The sequence below is a fragment of the Streptomyces sp. NPDC002156 genome, assembly GCF_053593675.1.
In genome coordinates this window covers 1-23,105 of sequence record NZ_JBSFDA010000161.1, presented here as the reverse complement: position 1 = coordinate 23,105, position 23,105 = coordinate 1, and the positions used below count along the sequence as shown (strand labels likewise).

Here is a 23,105-nt window from a genome sequence, read left to right as displayed (position 1 = left end):
GTCCTCAAACGCCGGACGGGCTGGATCTTTCAGCGCGACAAAGGGGGGCTGGGGGCGCAGCCCCCAGGGATGGGACGGGTAGGGGCGGCGGGGGCGGGGGCGAGGAAGTGGGGGACGCGGGCCGGTAGGGTCGGTGCGTGAGTAGTGATGACTTGACGTTGGCCGCGGGTGACGCGGAGGTGACCCTGCAGCCGGGGAACGGCGGGCGGGTCGGCGGACTGCGGGTCGGCGGCGTCGAACTGCTGCGCCAGGGCGAGCGGTTCGGGTGCTTTCCGATGGTTCCGTGGTGCGGGCGGATCAGGGACGGGCGGTTCCTCGACGGCGGCACCGTACGCCAACTCCCCCTCAACTCCCCACCGCACGCCATCCACGGCACCGTCCGCGACGGCGCCTGGCGCGTAGCCCGCAGGACCGCCGACGAGGCCGTCATCACGTACGACCTCGTGGAGCCCTGGCCCTACGCCGGCCGCGTCTCGCAGGTCGTCTCGCTGACCCCGGACAGTCTCACCCTCACCATGTCCGTGGAGACGTACGCCGATTCCTTTCCCGCGCAGATCGGCTGGCACCCCTGGTTCAACCGGAACCTCGGGGGTGAGGACGTCCGCGTCGACTTTGACGCCGCCTGGCAGGAGGAGCGCGGGGACGATCACCTGCCCACCGGGAAGCGGATCGATCCGAAGCCCAGCCCGTGGGACGACTGCTTCGGTATGCCCGGCGGTGTCGACGTCACCCTCACCTGGCCGCAGCTGCTGGAGCTGAAGGTGACCAGCCCCGAGGAATGGGTCGTCGTGTACGACGAGCAGGACGCCGCCGTGTGTGTGGAGCCGCAGACCGGGCCGCCCAACGGGCTCAACACCCTGCCGCGGCTCGTCACGCCCATCGAGCCCCTGGAGGCCGCCATGACCTGGACCTGGCGCAGCCTCTGAGCCCGTCTAGGCTGGCTGCCATGAGTGACGTACGCGGCGCGCTGCTGCAGCAGATCAAGGACAAGGCCGTGGTGCACGGCAAGGTGAGCCTGTCGTCGGGGATCGAGGCCGACTACTACATCGACCTCCGGCTCGTCACCCTCGACGGTCAGGCCGCTCCGCTGGTCGGGCAGGTGCTGCTCGATCTGGCGGCGGAGGCGGGGCTCGAGTTCGACGCCGTGGGCGGGCTGACCATGGGGGCCGATCCGGTCGGGACGGCCATGCTCCATGCCGCCGCCGCTCGCGGGCGTCGCCTCGACTCGTTCGTCGTGCGGAAGGCCGCCAAGGCGCACGGGATGCAGAAGCGGGTGGAGGGCCCCTCCATCGCGGGGCGGCGGGTTCTCGTCGTCGAGGACACGTCCACCACCGGTGACTCGCCGCTCACCGCCGTGGCCGCCGTGCGCGAGGCCGGTGCCGAGGTGGTGGGCGTGGCGACCATCGTCGACCGGGCGACCGGCGCCGCCGAGAAGATCGCGGACGGGGCCGGGGTCCCGTACCTCTTCGCGTACTCGAAGAGCGACCTCGGGCTGGACTGACCACCTGGCTGACCAGAGGACCGACCAGAGGACTGACCACCGGGCTCAGTACCGGACGAAACGTCTGGAAAGATGGGGGCGACGATGACGTCGCTTCCCAGGTCTCGCAAACCGGGTCTAGGTCAGGGCCGCAGGTAGTCAGTACGCAGATCGCCAACCCGCACATCACGAGGAGCGGACACATGCCCATCGCAACCCCTGAGGTCTACAGCGAGATGCTCGACCGGGCCAAGGCGGCCAAGTTCGCCTACCCGGCCATCAACGTGACCTCGACCCAGACCCTGCACGCTGCGCTGCGCGGCTTCGCGGAGGCGGAGAGCGACGGCATCATCCAGATCTCGACGGGTGGTGCGGAGTTCCTCGGCGGGCAGTACAGCAAGGAGATGGTCACCGGCGCCGTCGCCCTGGCCGAGTTCGCGCACATCGTCGCCGAGAAGTACCCGGTCACGGTCGCCCTGCACACCGACCACTGCCCGAAGGACAAGCTCGACGGGTACGTACGGCCGCTGCTCGCCGTGTCCGAGGAGCGCGTGAAGGCCGGGCGCAACCCGCTCTTCCAGTCCCACATGTGGGACGGCTCCGCCGAGACCCTCGCCGACAACCTCTCCATCGCGCAGGAGCTGCTCGCCCGCGCCGTCGCCGCGAAGATCATCCTTGAGGTCGAGATCACCCCGACGGGTGGGGAAGAGGACGGGGTTTCCCACGAGATCAACGACTCCCTCTACACGACCGTCGACGACGCCGTGCGTACCGTCGAGGCCCTGGGGCTGGGGGAGAAGGGGCGTTATCTCCTCGCCGCCTCCTTCGGCAACGTCCACGGCGTCTACAAGCCGGGCAACGTCGTTCTCCGCCCCGACCTCCTCAAGGAGCTGAACGACGGCGTCGCCGCGAAGTACGGCAAGCCCGCCGGCGCGCAGCCCTTCGACTTCGTCTTCCACGGCGGCTCCGGCTCCACGGAGGAGGAGATCGCGACCGCGCTGGAGAACGGCGTCGTCAAGATGAACCTCGACACGGACACGCAGTACGCCTTCACGCGTCCCGTCGCCGACCACATGTTCCGCAACTACGACGGCGTCCTCAAGGTCGACGGCGAGGTCGGTTCGAAGAGCACCTACGACCCGCGTACGTGGGGCAAGCTGGCCGAGAAGAGCATGGCCGCGCGTGTCGTCGAGGCCACGCAGAACCTGCGGTCGGCCGGTACGAAGATCAAGTAACCCCGCATCGCTCCGCACGTCGCTTTACGCGAGCCCGGCGTCCGTCCACTGTCGACGGCGCCGGGCTCGCTGTATACCTGGGCCCATGGCCGACGTACGGATCGCCTCACCCCAGGGCAAGTGGATCCTGCTGACCACCGTCCTGGGGTCCAGCATGGCCCTGCTCGACTCGACCGTCGTGAACGTCGCGCTGCCGCGCATCGGCCGCGATCTCGACGCAGATCTGGCCGCCCTCCAGTGGACGGTCAACGCGTACATGCTGACGCTGGCCGGGCTGATCCTGCTGGGCGGTTCGCTGGGCGACCGGTATGGCCGCCGCAAGATCTTTGTGGTCGGGGTGGTGTGGTTCGCCGTCGCCTCGCTGCTCTGCGGGCTCGCCCCGAACACGGGTGTGCTGGTCGCCGCCCGTGCGTTGCAGGGCGTCGGCGGCGCTCTTCTGGTGCCGGGCTCCCTCGCCCTCATCCAGGCCTCCTTCCATCCCGACGACCGGGGGCGGGCGGTCGGGCTGTGGTCCGGCTTCGGGGGTATCGGCGCGGCGGTCGGTCCGTTTCTGGGCGGCTGGCTGGTGGACGGGCCCGGGTGGCGGTGGGTGTTCCTGCTCAACGTCCCGCTGGCGCTGGTGTGCGCTCCCATCGCCGTACGGCATGTCCCCGAGTCCGGTGACGGGCGTACGCGGCACGGGCGCTTCGATGTGCTGGGTGCTGCGCTGGGTGCGCTGGCGCTGGCGCTTGTCACGTATGCGCTGATCGAGGCCCGGGCCGGGTCCCTGGCCGTTGTGGTGTCTGCGGTGGTGGGTGTGGGGGCGGGGGTGGCCTTCGTGTACGTCGAGCGGCGGCGCGGGGGCGACGCGATGATGCCGCTCGACATCTTCGCCTCGCGCCAGTTCACTGCCGTCAACCTGGTCACCCTGTGCGTGTACGTGGCCCTCGGAGGCTTCTTCTTCCTCTCCGCGCTTCAGCTCCAGGTGGTGGCCGGGTACTCGGCCCTCGGCGCCGGTACGGCGTTGCTGCCGACCACTGTCCTGATGCTGCTGCTGTCGGCGCGGTCGGGGGAGCTGGCGGAGCGGATCGGTCCGCGCGTTCCGCTGACGGTCGGGCCGTTGCTGTGTGCGGTGGGGATGCTGCTGATGTTGAGGGTGGGCGCCGGGGCGTCGTACGTCGCGGATGTGCTGCCCGCCGTGCTCGTTCTCGGGCTGGGCCTGGTGACGCTGGTGGCGCCGCTCACGGCGAGCGTGCTGGCGTCGGTGGGGACGGAGCGGGCGGGGCTGGCGAGCGGCGTGAACAACGCGGCGGCGCGGGTGGCGGGGTTGGTCGCGGTGGCCGCGTTGCCGCTGGTGACGGGGATGGGGGCGGAGGCGTACCGGTCGGGGGAGGTGTTCGACGACGCGTTTCGGCGGGCGATGTGGGTTTGTGCGGGGGTTTTGGTGGTGGGGGCGGGGGTGGCGTTTGCGACGGTGCGGAAGCCTGGGCCGGAGTGTCTGCATCCGGAGTGCCGGACGCACGGGTGTGTGACTTCTCCGCCGTTGGAGGGGGCGGGGCCGGTGGAGGGTGAGCGTCTTTGATGTCGCCCCCGCCGACCCCCGCTGAAAATCAGCCCCTCCGGCGTTTGAGGAGCGGGGTCTGGGGCGGAGCCCCAGAAGGATGGGACGGGTAGGGGCGGCGGGGGCGAAAACAATCCCCGTCCGATACCCCAGACTGGAACCATGACCCTTCACGAAAACCTGCTCGGCGGTCCGCCCCCCACCCACCTCCCCGACCACCCCGAGCCCCGCGACCTCCTCGCGAACGGCACCGCCCCCGCCGACGTCGCCGCGAAGTACCCCACCTCCTCCCTCGCCTGGGCCCAGCTCGCCGACGACGCGTTCGAGCGCGGCAGCGTCGTGGAGTCGTACGCCTACGCCCGTACCGGCTACCACCGCGGACTGGACTCCCTGCGCCGCGCCGGCTGGAAGGGCCACGGCCCCGTGCCGTGGGAGCACGAGCCGAACCGTGGCTTCCTGCGCGCCCTGCACGCCCTCGCCCGCGCCGCCGGCTCCATCGGCGAGCAGGAGGAGTACGAGCGCTGCACCCAGTTCCTCAAGGACTCCTCCCCGACTGCCGCCCAGACGCTCGGCTAGTCACCCTCTGGTCACCACTCTCCTCGGCCCGCCTGTGACTGTGATCAGGCGGGCCTTGCGGATTCGGGGCACGATTGTGTTCAATGCCCCGGGGACCGGGGCCCCCGTGTCGGAATTCGGCAGGGGCGGACCGCTACCCGGAGTACAACAGGAGACAGCGATGTCCCTCCAGGCTCAGCCCCCCGAGGCTTCGGAGCCCGAGACCCCGCATCTCGACTTCGCCGGTACGACGCCCTACGAGGACTACGTCCAGGCCGACGTCCTCACCCACCTCCAGCACACCCTCTCCGACGACCCCGGAGAGATGGTCTTCCTGGTGACGACCCAGGTGATGGAGCTGTGGTTCACCGTCATCGTGCATGAGTGGGAGACCGCCGCCCATGCCCTGCGCGGTGACGACGTGCCCACCGCCGTCGCCGCCCTCAAGCGGTCCGTGCGTGAGCTGGATGCCCTCAACGCCTCGTGGCGGCCCCTCTCGCAGCTCACCCCGGCCCAGTTCAACTCCTACCGCGCCGCCCTCGGCGAGGGCTCCGGGTTCCAGTCCGCGATGTACCGGCGGATGGAGTTCCTGCTCGGCGAGAAGTCCGCGTCCATGCTCGTACCCCATCGGGCCGCACCCCGCGTGCACGCCGAACTGGAGAAGGCGCTGCACGAACCCAGCCTGTACGACGAGGTGTTGAGGCTCCTCGCGCGGCGTGGGTACGACCTCCCGGATGCCGTGCTGTCGCGTGACGTGTCCCTCCGGTACGAGCCCTCCGCCGACGTCGAGGCCGCCTGGACGGCCCTCTACTCCGGTGATCCCGACGCCGAACTCGCCCGGCTCGGCGAGGCGTTGACCGACGTCGCCGAACTGGTGTGGCGCTGGCGCAACGACCATCTCGTCGCCACCCGGCGGGCCATGGGCGCCAAGGCCGGCACCGGCGGCTCCGCCGGAGTGGCCTGGCTGGAGAAGCGCGCGCAGAAGAACGTGTTCCCCGAGCTGTGGACGGCGAGGTCCCATGTCTGAGCTGCTGCCTTCCAAGGACGACCAGGCCCGGGAGCTCGACTCGCGCGACGAACTCGCCAAGGTGCGTGCGAAGTTCGTGCTCGACTACGGCGTCACCTATCTGGACGGGAACTCGCTCGGTGCGTTGCCCGCCGCCGTCCCGGAGCGGCTCGACGACGTCGTGCGCCGGGAGTGGGGCGAGCTGCGCATCCGGTCCTGGGACGAGAGCGGGTGGTGGACCGCGCCCGAGCGGATCGGGGATCGTATCGCTCCGCTGGTGGGGGCCGCTGCCGGGCAGGTTGTTGTCGGTGACTCCACAAGTGTCAATGTTTTCAAGGCACTTGTGGGGGCTGTCAGGCTCGCAGAGGCCGGGCGCGATGAGATTCTCGTCGACGCCACCACCTTTCCCACCGACGGTTACATCGCCGAGTCCGCCGCCCGGATGACCGGCTGCACCCTGCGCGCCCTCGAACCGGGTGCCGTACCGGGGGAGTTGAGCGGCCGTACCGCCGCCGTGCTGCTCAACCACGTCGACTACCGTACCGGCCGCCTCCACGATCTGCCCGCCCTCACGGCCGCGATCCACGCGTCCGGTGCCCTGGCCGTCTGGGACCTGTGCCACAGCGCGGGCGCCCTGCCGGTCGGGCTGGACGAGCACGAGGTCGATCTAGCGGTGGGGTGTACGTACAAGTACCTCAACGGCGGGCCCGGTTCGCCCGCCTATCTGTACGTCCGGCAGCAGCACCAGGAGCGGTTCGACTCGCCCCTGCCCGGCTGGACCTCGCACGCCGACCCCTTCGGCATGCGGCCCGAGTACGCCCCCGCCCCGGGTGCGACGCGCGGGCGGGTCGGTACGCCGGACATCCTCTCGATGCTCGCCCTGGAGGCGGCTCTCGAGGTCTGGGACGGGGTCTCCATCGACGCCGTACGCGCCAAGTCCCTCGCCCTGACCGACTTCTTCCTGGAGTGCGTCGACGAGTACGTGCCCGAGGGGCGGGTGGAGTCCGTCACGCCGGCCGATCACGCCCGGCGCGGGAGTCAGGTCGCCCTGCGGTGCTCCGACGCGGGGGACGTGATGGCGCGGCTCATCGAGCGGGGGGTCGTGGGCGACTTCCGGCGGCCGGACGTGCTGCGGTTCGGGTTCACGCCGTTGTATGTCGGGTTCGCCGACGTGGAGCGGGCGGCCCGGGTGCTGGGCGAGGTCGTCGCCGGCTGAGCCATGCTTGGTGACGGTCGGTGTCGTGAGCGCACCGGCCGTCCCGGCTGCCCGTAGCAGGGCAGAACCGTTTCAACCCGCACCGAGCTCACTTCCGCGTGTCGACGCACGTCACGGGCCTGATAGCGTCCCCGGCAACGGCCGAATTCTCTCCAGGTCCGCCAAGTACGTTTCGTCGCTGAGAGGTTGAAGTATGTCGGACGATGCCGCAGAGGCCGCCGCCGCGGAAGAGGAGTCGGCCTTCTCGCACCCGCCCGTCGACCCCGACGCCACCGCCGCGTACGGCGACCACCCCGATCAGGTGATCGACTTCTACGCCCCGCAGGGTCCGCACGGCCCCGAGGCGCTTCCCGGCGACGGGACCGTGCCGCTGGTCGTCGTCCTGCACGGGGGTGCCTGGCGGGCGCCGTACGACCGCCGGCACATCACGCCGTTCGCCGGGTTCCTGGCCCGGCGCGGGTTCGCCGTCGCCAACGTGGAGTACCGGCGGGGCGGGGACGGTCCCACCGTCGCCGGGCGCTGGCCCGACACCTTCGACGACGTCGCGGCGGCGCTGGACGCCCTGCCCGCCCTCGTACGGGCCCACCTCCCGCAGGCCGATCCGCGCCGCATGGTCGTCACCGGGCACTCGGCGGGCGGGCACCTGGCCCTCTGGGTCGCCGCCCGGCATCTGCTGCCCGCCGACGCGCCCTGGTTCACCGCACGCCCCGCACCCTTCCGCGGCGTGGTCGCCCTCGCCCCGGTCGCGGACTTCGCCGTCGCCGAGAAACTGGATGTCTGCTCCGACGCCGTACGTCAACTCCTCGGCGGGGAAGGGCACTTCGCCGAGCGTCAGCCCTACGCCGACCCGGCGCTCCTGCTCCCCACCGGCATCGCGACCACCCTCGTACAGGGGCGGGCCGACATCGACGTACCGCAGATCGTCGCCGAGTCGTACGCGGACGCGGCGGCGAAGGCCGGTGAGGTGGTCGGGCTGACGCTCCTTGAGGACGTAGGGCACTTCCCGCTGATCGACCCGGTGGCGGACGCGTGCGCGGTTGTCGCGGAGGAGATCGCCCAGCTCGCGTGGTGAGACGGCCCCCTTCGGCCGTCCCGTAGTACCTGAGACGGACCCCGGAGAACCCCTCTCACTGCTGACGACTGCCGCCCGCCCGCCGCCTACCGTGCTGTATGTGACTGAGACGACACACACGCAGACGAAATCCAGGCCGAGGCGGGGGGACGACGCTCTGTTCAGCAGCCCCGAGTTCCGGGTGGCCATGGACGCGCTGGCGGGACTGCGCGCGGACCTGTTCCACGACGCCTTCGCCTACCGCCCGCTGCCCCCGAGGAACCGGCCCGGCGGGATCGCGCGGGTGCTGCCGAAGCGGCTGCGCCCGTACGCGGTCTGGGAGCGGCACGCCCTGGTGGGTGCGGCCGGGCTGCTGGCGCTGCTGGTCTCCTTCGCGATCAGCGGGGGCGACCTGATCCAAGCACTGGCGATGACCGTCTTCTCGCTGGGGCCGATCCTGCTGACGCTGGTCCGGCCGGTCGGGGCCTTCTGGTTCTCCCTGGTCTCGATCCCGACCGTCGCCGTGATCGGCCAGAACTGGAATGGCGACTACGGGAGCGGTAACTACCCCTGGCAGCCCGCGAGTTTCGTCGCCCACCTGGTGGTGCTGACGGTCGTCGCCGCCCGGACCCGGCCGCGTACGGCCGCCTGGATGTGGGCGCTGACGGCGGTCTACGCCATGGGCGCCGAGAGCCTCTTCGGCAACCGTTACTTCAACAGCAACGCCGTGCCCTTCCTCTTCCTCTCCGCGCTGGCGCTGCTCGTGGTGACCGTGCTGCTGGTGCGCCGGGCCGCCGAGCAGGAGGTGACCGCGCAGCAGACGGTGACCGCGCACGAGCGGTCCAAGCGGACGCTGCTGGAGGAGCGCACGACCATCGCGCGCGAGCTGCACGATGTCGTCGCGCATCACATGTCGGTCGTCGCCATCCAGGCGGAGGCGGCGCCCTACCGGGTGGAGAACCCGCCCGAGGAACTGACGAAGGCCTTCGCGACGATCCGCGAGAACGCGGTGGCCGCGCTCACCGAACTGCGCCGGGTCCTGGGCGTCGTACGGGCGGAGGACTACGAGGCCCCCGACGCCCCGCAGCCGACCCTGGCCGACCTCGACGGGCTGCTCGCTAATGTGAGGGAAGCGGGGCTCTCCGTCGACAAGGTGGTGACCGGCGCGGTGCGTGAACTCCCGCAGGGCGTCGAGCTGTCGGCGTACCGGATCGTGCAGGAGGCGCTGAGCAACACGCTGCGGCACGCGCCGGGGGCGGGCGCGCGGGTCGAAATCGGGTACGTGCTGGGCGGGTTGGGGCTGCGGATGGTCAACGGCCGTGCGGCGGAGGTGTCGTTCGTGAAGCAGACGCCGACGGAGGGCGCGGGACACGGGCTCACGGGGATGCGGGAGCGGGTCTCCATGCTCGGCGGCGAGATGACGACGGGCCCGACGGCCGACGGCGGCTACGAGGTCACCGTCTTCCTGCCGGCCGCGAGCACGAACGAGGACAGCGGAGACGGGGCATGAGCGACGCTCGTACGATCCGCGTGCTGATCGCGGACGACCAGATGATGGTCCGCGAGGGCTTCTCCGTGCTGCTGAACGCCATGCCGGACATCGAGGTCGTCGGCGAGGCGGTGAACGGCCGGGAAGCGGTGGAGCGGGTGCGTGAACTCGCCCCGGACGTCGTCCTGATGGACATCCGGATGCCTGAGATGAACGGTATCGAGGCGACCCGGGAGATCGTCGCGGCGGACGGCACGGCGAAGGTCCTGGTGCTGACGACGTTCGACCTCGACGAGTACGTGTACCAGGCGCTGCGGGCGGGTGCGTCGGGCTTCCTGCTGAAGGACGCGTCGGCACGCCAACTCGCGGACGGGGTACGGGTGGTGGCGACCGGCGAGGCCCTGCTGGCGCCCTCCGTCACCCGGCGCCTGATCACCGAGTTCTCGAAGCTCTCCGAGGCCCCGAAGCTGATGCCGGGCACGCAGGCGGCGTACGGCGATCTGACCGAGCGGGAGACCGAGGTGCTGGTGCTGATCGCGCAGGGGCTGTCGAACGTCGAGATCGCCGGGCAGCTGGTGGTCGCCGAGTCGACGATCAAGACACACGTCAGCCGCATCCTGGTGAAACTCGGGCTGCGGGACCGTACGCAGGCGGCGGTGTTCGCGTACGAGGCGCGGCTGGTGACGCCCGGGTGAGTGCGGTGAGTACGGTGAGGGCATGGAACAGCGCATCACCTTGATCACGCTGGGCGTCGCCGATCTGGCCCGCGCCAAGGCCTTCTACGAGACTCTGGGCTGGCGGGGGCAGGAGGTCGAGGAGACGGTCTTCTTCCAGGCGGGCGGGCTGGGGTTCGTCCTGTGGGGCCGGGACAAGCTCGCCGCCGACTGCGGTCTGGAGCCCGGCCCGGCGGCACCCGGCTTCGGCGGGATCGCCCTCGCCCACAACGTCCGCTCCGACGCGGAGGCCGACGCCCTGCTCGCGGCGGCGGAACGGGCCGGCGGGACCGTCACCAAGCCGGCGGCCGTCAACGCCGTCGGCTTCTACTCCGGGGCCTTCGTCGATCCGGACGGCCACGCGTGGGAGGTCGCGCACAACCCGGGGTTCCCGCTGGCGGCGGACGGGTCGGTGACGATCCCCGAGTTCGGCCCATAGGTGACGTTCGGCGGGTCATCTGCGGCCGAGATAGAGCCCCAGCGCCCGTCGCAGCATCTTGCCCTGGCTGCCCACCGGGAGTTCCCACTCGCCGAGGTACTCCACCGCTCGGCCGCCGGCGCCCGTCTTGAAGTGGAGCCGGCCGAGGAGGCGGTCCTCGGTGAGGGCGGGGGTGATGGAGCGCAGGTCGTACGTCTCGGCGCCCGCCGCCTGCGCGTCGCACAGCATCCGCCACAACAGCGCGCTGCTGGGCCGCAGTTGACGCCCCCGGGAGCCGGAGGCGGCGTACGAGTGCCAGACCCGTGAGCCGACGTTGATCATGAGCGCCCCGGAGAGGACCTCGCCCTCGTACTCGGCGACGTACAGGCGCAGCCGGTCCTCGTCCTCGGAGTTCAGGGCCCGCCACATGCGCCGGAAGTAGTCCAGCGGGCGGGCCTTGAAGCCGTCGTGGGCGGCGGTCGCGGTGTACAGGCGGTGGAACTCGGGCAGGTCGTCGTCCGAGACCCACGAGACCTGGACACCGGCGGTCTCGGCCGTCCGCAGGGACTGTTCCCAGTGCGGTGCGAGGGCGTCGCGAAGATCGTCGACCGAGCGCCCGGCGAGCGGGATGTGACAGCCGTAGCGCGGCTGCCCGAGACCGAAACCGCTGCCGTCGTCCTCGTCGCACGGCCGCCACCCGAGCCGCCGCAGCCGCTCGGCGGCGTCGAGCGCGTAGCCGTCGATACCGGCGGCGGGCAGATCCCGCAGGTGGTGTACGTCGGGGTCGGCGAGGCCCGCCGTCACGGTGGCCGCGTCCCAGTGCCGTACGACCAGGGGCGGCCCGATCCGTACCGAGAACGCCCCGATGCGCTCCAGGTGGGCGACGAGCGGATCCAGCCAGCGCTCCAGCCGGGGGGTCCGCCAGTCGATGGCGGGCCCGTCGGGGAGGTAGGCGAGATAGCGCCGGGTCCCGGGCAGCGGCCGATAGAGGACGAGCGCGGCAGCGACCATCTCACCACCCTCGGACGGGCCCGTGCCCTCGAACCAGCCGACGCTCTCCGGCAGCCAGTCGGGCTTCACGCCGCCCCACTCGGGGATCTGGAGATGGCTGGCGTCGGGGCGCAGCCGGAGATGGGCCAGATGTTCCTCGCGCGTGATCTCCCGCACGTACAGGTTGGGCATGGGTGGGGTACTCCTGTTCGGGGGCGGCCACCGTAAGCCGGGGATCACCTGGTGGGTCAAGGGTTCACGGGAGAAGGTTCGCCGACGGGAACCCGAACACCTTTCCTGGTCAGGTGGGGGTGGCTCGGGCTAGCGTCCGTGCATGGCAGCTGCTTCCGACCTCGCTTTCGACCCGTGGGACCCGGCGTTCGTCGCGGACCCGTACCCCGCGTACGCGGAGCTGCGCGCCCGCGGCAGGGTCGTGTACTACGAACCCACGAACCAGTGGCTGGTCCCGCACCACGCGGACGTCTCGACGCTGCTGCGCGACCGCCGCCTGGGCCGCACCTACCAGCACCGCTTCACCCACGAGGACTTCGGCCGTACGGCGCCCCCGCCGGAGCACGAGCCGTTCCACACCCTCAACGACCACGGCATGCTGGACCTCGAACCGCCGGACCACACCCGCATCCGCCGCCTGGTGTCGAAGGCGTTCACGCCGAGGACGGTGGAGGGCCTGAAGCCGTACGTGGAGCGGCTGGCGGGCGAGCTGGTGGCCGACCTGGTGAAGGCGGGCGGCGGCGACCTGCTCACCGACGTGGCGGAGCCGCTCCCGGTGGCGGTGATCGCGGAGATGCTGGGCATCCCGGAGGCCGACCGCGCGCCGCTCAGGCCGTGGTCGGCGGACATCTGCGGCATGTACGAGCTGAACCCGTCGCAGGACACGGCGGCGAGGGCGGTACGGGCGTCGGAGGAGTTCACGGAGTACTTGCAGCAGCTGATCACGACCCGCCGCAAGGAGCCCGGCGAGGACCTGATCTCGGGCCTGATCGCCGCGTACGACGAGGGCGACCGCCTGACGGAACAGGAAATGATCTCGACGTGCGTGCTCCTGCTCAACGCGGGCCACGAGGCCACGGTCAACGCGACGGTGAACGGCTGGTGGGCCCTGTTCCGCAACCCGGCCCAGCTGGCGGCCCTGCGCGCGGACCACTCCCTGATCCCCTCCGCCGTCGAGGAGCTGATGCGGTACGACACCCCGCTCCAGCTCTTCGAACGCTGGGTACTGGACGAGATCGAGATCGACGGGACGGTGATCCCGAGGGGGAGTGAGGTGGCGCTGCTCTTCGGCGCGGCCAACCACGACCCGGAGGTCTTCGCGGACCCGGGCAGCCTCGACCTGACGCGGACGGAGAACCCGCACATCTCCTTCAGCGCGGGGATTCACTACTGCATCGGGGCTCCACTGGCACGGATCGAGCTGGCGGCGTCGATGGGGGCGCTGCTGCGAGGGGCGCCGACGCTGGGGCTGGCGGCGGATCCGGTGCGGAAGCCGAACTTCGTGATCAGGGGGCTGGAGGGGCTGAGCGTCGAGGTGGGGCGGAAATAACGGGCTGATCACTCATTCGGATGATCACGCGGTCGAACCGGGGACAGCACGCCCATGGCCTCGGCAAGCTGGTGCGCGCCTGAGAAGGAGGGCACCATGACGGTTATGGCGCAGCACATGTCCCCGATGACCGTAGAGGAATTCGAGAAGCTCGCTGCATTCGTGGCCAGGGAGTTCGAAGCCGTCAGGTTGGAGTTCATCAACGGACGGATCGGGATCAAGGGCATGACGGATGGCAACCACAGCGAGGTCATCAGGTGGTTGCAGGAGTGCTGCCTGCTGGCCGGTACCGGTCTGTGGTTGTACGGAGGCGGGGAACTGGGCCTGCGGATCGAGAAGTACCGCAAGGGCCGGGCGCTCCCGGACGCCGTGCTCGCGCCCCGGGGAACGTTCGCGGGGAAGGGCGACTGGGCCGACACCAACGGTGTGATCATGACGGTCGAGGTGACTTCCTACGACGCGGACACCCACCGGCGTGACCGCGAGGAGAAGCCCTTCGGCTACGCCGACGCCGGGATCCCGTACTACCTGCTGATCGACCGCGACGACTGCTCGGTGACGCTGTACGGCGATCCGGCACCGGGCGTCGGCTACCGCAGCACCGACAAGAAGCCCTTCGGCGCGAAGCTCTCGCTCCCCGAGCCCATCGGTATCGCACTCGACACCGAGGAACTCAGGCAGTACGTCGACTGAGAATGCTGTGATCAGGGGGCTGGAGGGGCTGAGCGTCGAGATCTGAGCCGGGCTCCGAGGCCCCGTACGACGGCCCAGGCGCCCAGGCCGGTGGCGGTTCCGGCGAGGATCAGCAGCGGCAGCTCGGCGTAGAAGACGCTCCAGTCGGGGCCCTGTTCGAAGCGCCGGACCCGGCCCTGGGCCCTGGCGAACCACACCACCAGCCCCGCGACCACGCCGAGAGCGACGGTCAGGCATCCTCCGGCGGCTTGTGTGCGTTGTCCCATGTCTGCGAGGGACGCAGTCGCGGTGCCGTGGGTTCCGGTCGGTCAGTTCTCTGTTCCGGCGGCCCAGAGGACGGTGTCGTCGGACCTGATCAGGACGTTGCCGTCGGCCTGGAAGACGAGGATCGCGCCTGGGTTGCCGTTGGACCGTGAGGACCACAGGGGCTCCCCGCCGCTGGTGTAGACGACCAGGTTGCCGTCCGTCTGGAAGCGGGTGGAGTTGCCCTCGCCCTTGGTCGACGTGGCCCAGAGCGCCGTGCCGTCCTCGTCGGAGATCACCAGGTTGCCGTCCTCCTGCATGGCCAGAGTCCTGGCCCCGGCCACCACGGACTCCCCGGCGGCCAGCTCGTACGTGGCCTCGATGACCTTGAGCGCGGTGTCGGGGGCCAGGGACTCCGGGGGCGAGGCGGGCGGTGTCTTGCTCGCGGTTGCCGAGGTGGACGGCTGTTCCTGCTTGGACGGGGAGGACTCGGCCGAGGAACGCTGCGTGCCGAAGTGGACGGTGGCCACCACGGCCGCCGTGACCGCGACCGCCGCGATCGCCGTGGGCAGCAGCCAGGCGGGCCGGCGGCGTCGGCCGGGCTCGGGCGGGGCCGCAAGGAGGGTGTCCGGGGCCGGTTCCCGACCGGCGGAGGGCTGCGCGAGGTCGGTCACTGTGCGCGCGGAATGCTCGGCCTGGGTCACTTCTCCGGCGAGATCCGGCGGGCACTCCTGCTGCCAGCGCCCGGTCCTGGCGCCCCGCTCCGCCAGCCACGCACTCAGCTGGGCCGCTGTCGGGCGTACGGCCGGATCCTTGGCCAGACACGCGGTGAGCAGCGGCAGCAGCTCCGGGGGTACGCCCGTCAGGTCGGGTTCCTCGTGGACCACTCGGTACAGCAGGGTGGCCGCGGGGACCTGCTCCCCCGCACGCGAGAAGGGGCCGCGTCCGGTCGCGGCGTACACCAGCACGGCGGCCAGCGAGAACACGTCGGCCGGTTCGGCGGCGACGGCGCCGACGGCCTGGTCCGGGGCGAGGAAGCCGGGGGAGCCCACCGAGACGCCGAGGCGGGTGTGGCGGCTGTCGTCGGCGGCGCGGGCGACACCGAAGTCGATCAGCCGTGGCCGGTCGTGGGCCAGCAGGACGTTCCCGGGTTTGACGTCCCGGTGCGCGAGGCCGGCCTGGTGCACGGCCTGTACGGCGGCGCCCAGTTCGACGGCGAGCGAGAGGAGCGCGTTCAGGGGCAGCGGACCACGGGAGACGACCCAGTCGGCGAGCGACGGCGCGGGCACGTACTCGGTGGCCAGCCACTGCGGGCGCTGGCCCGGGGCGCTGTAGTCCACGACGGTCACGGTCCACGGCGAGCGGACGCGGTCGCTGTTGCGTATCTCGCGGGCGAAGCGCTCCTCGAACCCCGGCTCGGAGCTGAGATCGTCGCGGATCGTCTTCAGCGCGAGCAGCCGGCCCGACCCCGTACGGGACAGGAAGACCTGCCCCATACCGCCCGCACCGAGCCGGCCCAGCAGGGGATAGCCGCCTATGGAGGTCGGGTCCGACGGCTGAAGGTTCTTCATGACGGCTGTTCCCCGGAGGTTCGGTTCGTATCAGCGCTCGAAGCACGCGCCGTGCCTCGGCCCGCGCGGTGGTGAGCAGGGTGGCCGGCGGCCCAACTCATGGGCACCGACCAGGAATTGTGTCCGGCCGGGGAGTCACCGGAACCGCCAATCCCGTTCGGTGTGCCCCGAAGTTCCTTGTTCCTGCCCTTCGGGGACGGGACTTCTACCCTCGGGCTGCCCTCGGCTGCTGCGGCGGGAGGCCGTCTCCTACGTGGCCTACGTGCTCAGGTCCCGGCGCCGCAGCCCAACCAGCCCCGCCGTCACCAGCCCCGCCGCGATCGCCGTGAGGATCAGCACCGGCGGCCAACTCATCTCCCCGCCCGGCAACTTGGGCAAGTGCCCGAACGGCGACAGGTCCAGCACCCCCTGCGGTACGTCCAGCGCCGGTCCGATCCAGCCCACCAGCAGCGCGAACCCCGCAACACCCCAGGCCCCGACCGACAGTTGGGGTGACACCCCGTGCAGCAGGACCGCCAGTCCGCCCAGCACCCACACCGCCGGGACCTGGACCAGGCTCGCGCCGAGGATCGGGCCCAGCTCGGCGCCGTATCCGAGGGCCAGGCCCAGGCCGCTCAGCAGCAGGATCAGTGCCGCGCCGCCGAAGGCGATCACCAGGTGGCCCCCGGCCCAGCGCAGCCGGCCCACCGCGTTCGCCAGGATCGGCTCCGCCCGCTGCGAGGTCTCCTCGGTGTGCAGCCGGAGCACCGACGACACGGCGTACAGCGCAGCCACCATGCCGAACATGCCGGCCATCGTGGCCAGGAACGCGTCCTCGATGCCCGACTGGCCGCCCATCCGCTCGATGATCTCCCGCGTCTTGTCGTTGTCGCCGACCAGGTCCGCCGCGCCCTTCGTCAGCCCGCCGAAGGCGACCCCCGCCGCGAGGAACCCGACGCTCCAGCCGAACACGGAGCCCCGTTGCAGCCGCCAGGCCAGCGCGCCCGCCGTGCCCAGACGGCCGGTCGCCGGGCCGGGGCGTGTCGCGACGAAGCTCATTCCGACATCCCGGCGGCCCGCCAACTCGTAGGCCACACAGCCCTGGACGACCGTCGCGGCCACGAACAGCCCCAGCACCCACCAGCGTTCGTCCGCGAACGGCCGTACGTTCTCCAGCCAGCCGATCGGTGAGATCCACGTCAGCGGCGACGAGCCGTCGTTCGACGCGGAGTCGCCCGCCGCGCGCAGCACGAACGCCACGCCCAGCAGGCCGCCCGTCAGCCCCTTCGCCAGCCGCGCGCTCTCCGTGAACTGCGCGACGATCGCCGTGAGCGTGGCGAACGCCGCTCCCACGCCTCCGATGCCGAGGCCCAACGCCAGTGCGCCCGAGGCGCCTTGACCCGCCAGGCCCGCCGCGATCAGCAGGGCCAGCGTGGCGTTGGCGACCAGGGCCGTGAGCAGCGCCGCCGTCAGCGGTGCCCGGCGGCCCACCATCGCCGACGAGATCAGTTCCTGGCGTCCGCTCTCCTCCTCGTCGCGGGTGTGCCGTACGACGACGAGCAGGCTCATGATGCCGGCGAGGATCGCTGCGTAGCCGCCGATGCGCCAGGCGGTCAGGCCGCCGATCGAGTCGCTGAAAACCGGGCCGTACGTGGCCCGGAGCGAGCTGTTGGTGAGCATCTGGCGTGCGATGTCGGCGCGTTCGGCGGGGGTGGAGTACACGCTCTCCAGGGAGCCGGGGAGGGAGAGGACCAGGAGGGCCGTCACCGCCACCCACACCGGGATCATCACCCGGTCGCGGCGCAGGTTGAAGCGCAACAGGGCTCCGGTGCCTGCCAGTTGGCGCGAACCGGCGGTCCTCCGTGCTGCCGGGGCCGACGCGATGGCGGTCATCGGGTCACCGTCTCGTCCTGGTAGTGGCGCAGGAACAGCTCCTCCAGCGTCGGTGGCGTCGACCGCAGGGACCGTACGCCCGACTCGGTGAGCGAGCGCAGTACGGCGTCCAACTTGTCGGTGTCAACCTGGAGTTGGACGCGCATCCCTTGTACGTCGACGTCGTGCACGCCCGGTAGGCGCGCCAACCCGTTGGGTGTGCCCGCCAGTTCGGCCGTGATGCTCGTCCTCGTGAGGTGGCGAAGGTCGGACAGCGAGCCCGTCTCCACCGTGCGGCCCTTGCGGATGATGCTGACGCGGTCGCACAACTCCTCGACCTCGCTGAGGATGTGGGAGGAGAGCAGGATCGTACGGCCCCTGTCCCGTTCCTCCTCCACGCAGCGCTGGAAGACCTCCTCCATCAACGGGTCCAGGCCCGACGTCGGTTCGTCGAGGATGAGCAGGTCGACGTCCGAGGCGAACGCCGCCACCAGGGCGACCTTCTGGCGGTTGCCCTTCGAGTACGTGCGGCCCTTCTTCGTCGGGTCCAGCTCGAACCGTTCGATCAGGTCCGCCCGGCGGCCCTTGTCGAGTCCGCCGCCCCGCAGCCTGCCGTACAGGTCGATGACCTCGCCGCCGGAGAGGTTGCGCCACAGGGTGACGTCGCCGGGGACGTACGCGATCCGGCGGTGCACCTCCACCGCGTCCGCCCAGGGGTCCCGGCCCAGGATGCGCGCGGTGCCCGAGTCGGCGCGCAGCAGGCCGAGGAGGACACGGATGGTCGTGGACTTCCCGGCGCCGTTGGGGCCGAGGAAGCCGTGCACTTCGCCGGTCTCCACGGTGAGGTCGAGACCGTCCAGGGCGTGCGTCCTGCCGAACGACTTGTGGAGTCCGGACACCTCTAGGGCGGGGCTGGCCTTCGTCATGTTTCCGAACGTACGCTTACTTCAGAAATTTGTGAAGTTAAGGAAGCGTATGAATGCTGGTTACACTCTCCGTATGACGGAAGCGAGTGCGGCGGGGAGTGCGGGGCGGGACCCCGAGGCGGTGTCGAGGTTCGTCGAGGGCTTCGCCGCCCAGCTCGTCGACGCCGGGATGCAGCGCATGGCCGCCCGGGTCTTCGCCGCGCTGCTCGCGTCCGACGCCGGCGCCATGTCCTCGGCCGAACTCGGGGAGCAGCTCCAGGTCAGCCCGGCCGCCGTCTCCGGCGCGGTGCGCTATCTGTCCCAGGTGCACATGGTGTCGCGGGAGCGCGAACCGGGCTCGCGGCGCGAGCGGTACCGGGTGCACAGCGACCAGTGGTACGAGGCGCTGACCAACCGCGACGCCGTGCTCAAGCGCTGGGGACAGACCCTGCGCGTGGGCGTCGACAGCCTCGGCGTCGATACTCCCGGCGGGCAGCGCATCGCCGAGACGCTCGCCTTCTTCGAGTATCTGGAGGGCGAGCTGACCAAGCTGATGGACCGGTGGCGGGAGGAACGCGCCAAGACCTTCGGCCAGGGCTCCTGACGTACACGCGCACAGTGCTGTGCTGTGTGGTGCGTCGGGGACCCTGGCCGAAGGCCTGTGGCTGAGGGGGCGTGAACTCCCTTGCGGCTAGCGCTCCTTGGTCTCCTCAAGGACCGTCCGGCCCAGCAGCGCGTACCGCTCGGGGGAGCGGCGCTTGAGGTACTGGGCGTAGCCGATGCCGCCCAGCGCGATCAGCGCGACGATCCACGGCGTCGCCTTCAGCAGCAGCGAACCGGACTCCGCGCCCGCCGCGACGCCCATGTTGGACACCAGCAGCACCACCACCGCGAGCATCGCGACGCCGCCGATGAGCGGGGCCGTGAAGGTCTTGAACCAGTGGCGGCTCTCGGGGTGGTTCTTGCGGAAGTAGGCGAGGACCGCGAAGGAGCAGACGGCCTGGACGACGAGGATCGCCATGGTGCCGAGGATGGCCAGCAGGACGTAGAGGGCGTTGTACGGGTCCTTGCCCGCGATCCAGAACGCGGCGATCAGTACGCCGCTCACGATCGTCTGCACCAGGCCCGCGATGTGCGGGGAGCCGTGCCTGGCGTGGGTGCGGCCGACGGTGTTCTTCAGCGAGGGGAGGACGCCCTCGCGGCCCAGGGCGTACATGTAGCGGGCGGCGCAGTTGTGGAAGGCCATGCCGCAGGCGAGCGAGCCGGTGATCATCAGCCACTGCATGACGTCGACGGCCCAGGCGCCCACGTACTGCTCGGTGGGGGTGAAGAAGAGGGCGAGCGGGTTGGCGGTGGCGACCTCCACGGCCTTCGACTCGCCCGTGCCCGAGATGGCCATCCAGGAGACGAAGACGTAGAAGATGCCGACGCCGAGGACCGAGATCATCGTCGCCTTGGGGATGATCTTCTTCGGGTTGCGGGACTCCTCGCCGTACATCGCCGTCGACTCGAAGCCGACCCACGACCAGAAGGCGAAGAACAGCCCCAGGCCGGCGCTGGTCCCCGAGAACGCGTTGACCGGGTTGACCGGGTCGAGGCTGAAGCCCTCCGGGCCGCCGCCGTGCAGGGCGACCGAGATCGCCATCGCTGCGAGGATCGTCACCTCGGTGGCCAGGAGCACGACGAGCACCTTCTCGGCGACGCTGACGCCGAACCAGGTGCCGGCCGCGTTGATGGCCAGCATCAGGAACGCGAACGCCCACCACGGAACGGCAACTCCCGTCTGGTCCTCCAGGGTTGTCGTCGCGAAGACCGAGAAGATGCCGATGAGCGCCGGCTCGAAGACGGCGTACGCGAAGGTCGCCAGGAGCCCCGAGGCGAGACCGACGGTGCGGCCGAGGCCGTAGGAGATGAAGCCGTAGAAGGCGCCGGTGGAGGTGATGTGCTTCGCCATCGACGTGAAGCCGACGGAAAAGATCGCCAGGACGACCATTGCGACGAGGTAGCTCGCCGGGGCGCCGATGCCGTTGCCCGCCGACACCATGAAGGGCACGTTGCCCGTCATCGCGGTGATCGGCGCGGCGGTCGCGACGGCCATGAAGACCACGCCGAGGAGACCGATGGCGTTCGGCTTCAGCCGGTGAACTGTGCCCTCGTCGCCCGTACTTCTGTCTGCCGCCGGGGCTACGCCCTCATCCACTGCCATCGGGTGGCCCCTTCCTGACTGTTCCTGGTTGTGCTGTCGATGGGGTGGAACTCTGTAGCCCGAATAAGTCGGTCAAGGGTGTCCGTGCGTTAAATGTTTGTCAACCAGACCTTTAGAAATCTGACGGCAACACGCGCCTCCTACCGTCGCCGACATGAGCACGTACACAGCCACTCTCGGCGGCCACAGCTACCGCTTCGACTCCCTCGCGCGTCTGCTCGCCGCCGCGAGCCCCGAGCGCTCCGGCGACCGGCTGGCCGGCCTCGCCGCGGACTCCGCGCAGGAACGGGTCGCGGCGCGCTGGGCGCTGGCGGAGGTGCCGTTGGCTCGATTTCTCGCCGAGCCGGTGATTCCGTACGAGGACGACGACGTGACCCGGCTGATCGTGGACACGCACGACCTGGCCGCCTTCGCGCCGGTGGCCGGGCTGACGGTGGGCGGTTTCCGGGAGTGGCTGCTGTCGGAGGCGGCGGACGCTCAAGCGCTGGCCGCGGTGTCGCCCGGGCTCACGCCCGAGATGGTGGCGGCGGTGTCCAAGTTGATGGGGAACGCGGACCTGGTCGCGGTGGCACGGAAGGTGGAGGTGGTGACTGCCTTCCGCTCGACGATCGGCCTCCCGGGCCGGTTGGCCACGCGCCTCCAGCCCAACCACCCGACGGACGACCCGGCGGGTGTCGCGGCCGCGTTGCTGGACGGGTTGCTGCTGGGCTCGGGCGACGCGGTGATCGGCATCAACCCGGCGACGGACAGCCCGAAGGCGGTGAGGGACCTGCTGGAACTCCTGGACGGAGTCATCCAGCGTTACTCCATCCCCACCCAGTCGTGCGTGCTGTGCCACGTCACGACGAGTGTGGATCTGATGGAGCGAGGGGCGCCGGTGGACCTGGTGTTCCAGTCCATAGCGGGTACGCAGGCCGCGAACGCGTCTTTCGGGGTGACCCTGGGCCTGCTGGACGAGGCGCACGCGGCGGCGGGGGAACTGAACCGGGGGACGGTGGGGAAGAACGCCCTGTACTTCGAGACCGGGCAGGGGAGCGCGCTCTCCGCCGACGCGCACCACGGGGTGGACCAGCAGACGGTGGAGGCACGGGCGTACGCGGTGGCCCGCCGCTACGACCCCCTGCTGGTGAACACCGTGGTGGGCTTCATCGGCCCCGAGTACCTCTACGACGGCCGCCAGATCCTCCGCGCCGCCCTGGAGGACCACTTCTGCGGCAAGCTGCTCGGCCTGCCCATGGGCCTGGACATCTGCTACACGAACCACGCCGACGCGGACGATGACGACATCGCCACGATGCTGACGATGCTGGGAGTCGCGGGCGCGTCCTTCGTGATCTGCACGCCGGGCGGCGACGACATCATGCTCAACTACCAATCCGCCTCGTACCACGACGCGTTGTACCTCCGCGAGGTCCTCGGGCTGCGCCCGGCACCGGAGTTCGAGGCATGGCTGGACGGCATCGGGCTGCTGGACGAGCGGGGCGCGATCAGGGATGTCTCGGGTACGGCACATCCGCTGACGGCGATCGGAAGGGAGCTGGCGGCATGACGGATCGTCAATTGGCCGAGGTGACGGACGACTTGCCCATGTGGGCGGCCCTGCGTCGGCACACGCAGGCCAGGATCGGTCTGGGCCGTGCGGGCTCGGCGCTCCCCACGCGCCACCGCCTGGAACTTCAGGCCGCGCATGCCGCCGCGCGGGACGCGGTGCACTCGCCCTTTGATCCGGAGACGGTCGCGGCCGGCCTGACGGGCGAACCGACGGTACGGGTGCGCAGTGCCGCCGGTGACCGGCTCACCTACCTCCAGCGCCCCGACCTGGGGCGCCGTCTCGACGACATCGACCGTGCCCACCTCCCCGGCGGGGACTGGGACCTGGTGTTCGTCGTGGCCGACGGTCTGTCCAGCCGGGCGGTGCACGAACACGCGGCGCCGATGGTGCGGGCGACGACGGCACTGCTGGACCCGGCTCTGCGGGTCGCCCCGGTGATCCTGGCAGAACAGGCCAGGGTGGCCCTCGGCGACGACGTGGCCCACGCCATGGGGGCCACGATGGTGGTCGTCCTGATCGGCGAACGCCCCGGCATGTCGGCGGCGGACTCACTGGGCGCGTATCTGACGTACGCCCCGCGCCCCGGCACAACCACGGACGCGGACCGCAACTGCCTGTCCAACATCAGGCCTCCGCTGGGCCTGACGTACGAGACGGCGGCGGCGAAGTTGGCGGGGTTGATAGGGCGGGCGCGGGAGTTGGGGCTGACGGGGGTGGGGCTGAAGGACGAGCTGTCTTCGCCCCCGCCGCCCCTACCCGTCCCATCCCTGGGGGGGGGGGGGGCCCCCCCCCCCCCCGGCGCCCGGACCGTCGGGGGTGTGGTAAAAATC

The 23,105-nt window shown here is 70.7% G+C and carries 22 protein-coding genes; 16 read left to right on the top strand and 6 right to left on the bottom strand.

Features of this window, described 5'->3' with window-relative positions:
- The first annotated feature begins 137 nt into the window (after positions 1-137).
- The 11 genes from ACWCRB_RS39945 (at position 138) to ACWCRB_RS39895 (ending at position 10,724) form a co-directional block, all read left to right on the top strand.
- Positions 138-926, top strand: coding sequence for an aldose epimerase family protein (locus ACWCRB_RS39945; RefSeq protein WP_451000752.1), 789 nt, complete (start codon positions 138-140; stop codon positions 924-926).
- A 20-nt stretch (positions 927-946) separates the two neighbouring features.
- Positions 947-1,501: an orotate phosphoribosyltransferase gene (gene pyrE, locus ACWCRB_RS39940; protein WP_451000751.1), complete on the top strand. Its 555-nt coding sequence runs from the start codon at positions 947-949 to the stop codon at positions 1,499-1,501.
- Between the two features lie 182 nt (positions 1,502-1,683).
- Positions 1,684-2,715: a class II fructose-bisphosphate aldolase gene (gene fbaA / locus ACWCRB_RS39935; RefSeq protein ID WP_451000750.1), complete on the top strand. Its 1,032-nt coding sequence runs from the start codon at positions 1,684-1,686 to the stop codon at positions 2,713-2,715.
- 85 nt (positions 2,716-2,800) lie between these two features.
- Positions 2,801-4,276: an MFS transporter gene (locus tag ACWCRB_RS39930; RefSeq protein ID WP_451000749.1), complete on the top strand. Its 1,476-nt coding sequence runs from the start codon at positions 2,801-2,803 to the stop codon at positions 4,274-4,276.
- Positions 4,277-4,417: 141 nt separating this feature from the next.
- Positions 4,418-4,831, top strand: a complete 414-nt coding sequence (locus tag ACWCRB_RS39925) for a DUF3151 domain-containing protein (protein WP_369037679.1) — start codon at positions 4,418-4,420, stop codon at positions 4,829-4,831.
- Positions 4,832-4,991: 160 nt separating this feature from the next.
- On the top strand, positions 4,992-5,837 hold the full coding sequence (locus tag ACWCRB_RS39920) for a tryptophan 2,3-dioxygenase family protein (protein ID WP_451000748.1): 846 nt from the start codon (positions 4,992-4,994) through the stop codon (positions 5,835-5,837).
- Positions 5,830-7,032, top strand: a complete 1,203-nt coding sequence (kynU, locus tag ACWCRB_RS39915; protein WP_451000747.1) for a kynureninase — start codon at positions 5,830-5,832, stop codon at positions 7,030-7,032. Before ACWCRB_RS39920 ends, kynU begins: the two co-directional genes overlap by 8 nt.
- Before the next feature lie 193 nt (positions 7,033-7,225).
- Positions 7,226-8,104 carry an alpha/beta hydrolase gene (locus ACWCRB_RS39910; RefSeq protein ID WP_451000746.1) on the top strand — a complete coding sequence of 293 codons (879 nt, stop codon included), beginning with the start codon at positions 7,226-7,228 and terminating at the stop codon, positions 8,102-8,104.
- Positions 8,105-8,204: 100 nt separating this feature from the next.
- Entirely contained in the window at positions 8,205-9,593 is a 1,389-nt protein-coding gene (locus ACWCRB_RS39905; protein WP_451000745.1) for a sensor histidine kinase, read from the top strand.
- Complete coding sequence (locus ACWCRB_RS39900) at positions 9,590-10,267, top strand: response regulator (protein ID WP_451000744.1); 678 nt, start codon at positions 9,590-9,592, stop codon at positions 10,265-10,267. Before ACWCRB_RS39905 ends, ACWCRB_RS39900 begins: the two co-directional genes overlap by 4 nt.
- 22 nt (positions 10,268-10,289) lie before the next feature.
- Positions 10,290-10,724 (top strand): VOC family protein, encoded by a 435-nt coding sequence (locus tag ACWCRB_RS39895; RefSeq protein ID WP_451000743.1) that lies wholly within the window; start codon positions 10,290-10,292, stop codon positions 10,722-10,724.
- Positions 10,725-10,739: 15 nt separating this feature from the next.
- Here the strand turns inward: ACWCRB_RS39895 and ACWCRB_RS39890 are convergent, their stop codons facing one another.
- The gene (locus tag ACWCRB_RS39890) at positions 10,740-11,885 is read right to left on the bottom strand and encodes a lipid II:glycine glycyltransferase FemX (protein ID WP_451000742.1); all 1,146 of its coding nucleotides are present in this window, start codon (positions 11,883-11,885) and stop codon (positions 10,740-10,742) included.
- A gap of 142 nt (positions 11,886-12,027) precedes the next feature.
- Here ACWCRB_RS39890 and ACWCRB_RS39885 point away from each other — a divergent pair, with 142 nt between their 5' ends.
- Positions 12,028-13,254, top strand: a complete 1,227-nt coding sequence (locus tag ACWCRB_RS39885; RefSeq protein WP_451000741.1) for a cytochrome P450 — start codon at positions 12,028-12,030, stop codon at positions 13,252-13,254.
- 96 nt (positions 13,255-13,350) lie between these two features.
- Positions 13,351-13,947 (top strand): Uma2 family endonuclease, encoded by a 597-nt coding sequence (locus ACWCRB_RS39880; protein WP_389360107.1) that lies wholly within the window; start codon positions 13,351-13,353, stop codon positions 13,945-13,947.
- An 11-nt stretch (positions 13,948-13,958) separates the two neighbouring features.
- On the opposite strand, the gene ACWCRB_RS39875 is transcribed toward ACWCRB_RS39880, so the two are convergent.
- From ACWCRB_RS39875 to ACWCRB_RS39860, 4 genes are all read right to left on the bottom strand, one after another.
- Positions 13,959-14,213: a hypothetical protein gene (locus ACWCRB_RS39875; protein WP_451000740.1), complete on the bottom strand. Its 255-nt coding sequence runs from the start codon at positions 14,211-14,213 to the stop codon at positions 13,959-13,961.
- 42 nt (positions 14,214-14,255) lie between these two features.
- Complete coding sequence (locus ACWCRB_RS39870) at positions 14,256-15,761, bottom strand: protein kinase domain-containing protein (protein ID WP_451000739.1); 1,506 nt, start codon at positions 15,759-15,761, stop codon at positions 14,256-14,258.
- Positions 15,762-16,019: 258 nt separating this feature from the next.
- Positions 16,020-17,633, bottom strand: coding sequence for an ABC transporter permease (locus ACWCRB_RS39865; RefSeq protein ID WP_451000738.1), 1,614 nt, complete (start codon positions 17,631-17,633; stop codon positions 16,020-16,022).
- Complete coding sequence (locus tag ACWCRB_RS39860; RefSeq protein WP_451000737.1) at positions 17,630-18,538, bottom strand: ABC transporter ATP-binding protein; 909 nt, start codon at positions 18,536-18,538, stop codon at positions 17,630-17,632. Before ACWCRB_RS39860 ends, ACWCRB_RS39865 begins: the two co-directional genes overlap by 4 nt.
- 73 nt (positions 18,539-18,611) lie before the next feature.
- Here ACWCRB_RS39860 and ACWCRB_RS39855 point away from each other — a divergent pair, with 73 nt between their 5' ends.
- Complete coding sequence (locus ACWCRB_RS39855) at positions 18,612-19,121, top strand: GbsR/MarR family transcriptional regulator (RefSeq protein ID WP_451000736.1); 510 nt, start codon at positions 18,612-18,614, stop codon at positions 19,119-19,121.
- Between the two features lie 87 nt (positions 19,122-19,208).
- Here ACWCRB_RS39855 and ACWCRB_RS39850 read toward each other — a convergent pair whose 3' ends face one another.
- Positions 19,209-20,723, bottom strand: a complete 1,515-nt coding sequence (locus ACWCRB_RS39850) for an APC family permease (protein WP_451000735.1) — start codon at positions 20,721-20,723, stop codon at positions 19,209-19,211.
- 154 nt (positions 20,724-20,877) lie between these two features.
- Between ACWCRB_RS39850 and ACWCRB_RS39845 the strand changes: the two genes are divergently transcribed.
- Positions 20,878-22,272 carry an ethanolamine ammonia-lyase subunit EutB gene (locus ACWCRB_RS39845; RefSeq protein ID WP_451000734.1) on the top strand — a complete coding sequence of 465 codons (1,395 nt, stop codon included), beginning with the start codon at positions 20,878-20,880 and terminating at the stop codon, positions 22,270-22,272.
- A partial coding sequence (gene eutC / locus ACWCRB_RS39840) for an ethanolamine ammonia-lyase subunit EutC (protein WP_451000733.1) occupies positions 22,269-23,105 on the top strand: 837 nt, incomplete at its 3' end. The genes ACWCRB_RS39845 and eutC, both read left to right, overlap by 4 nt.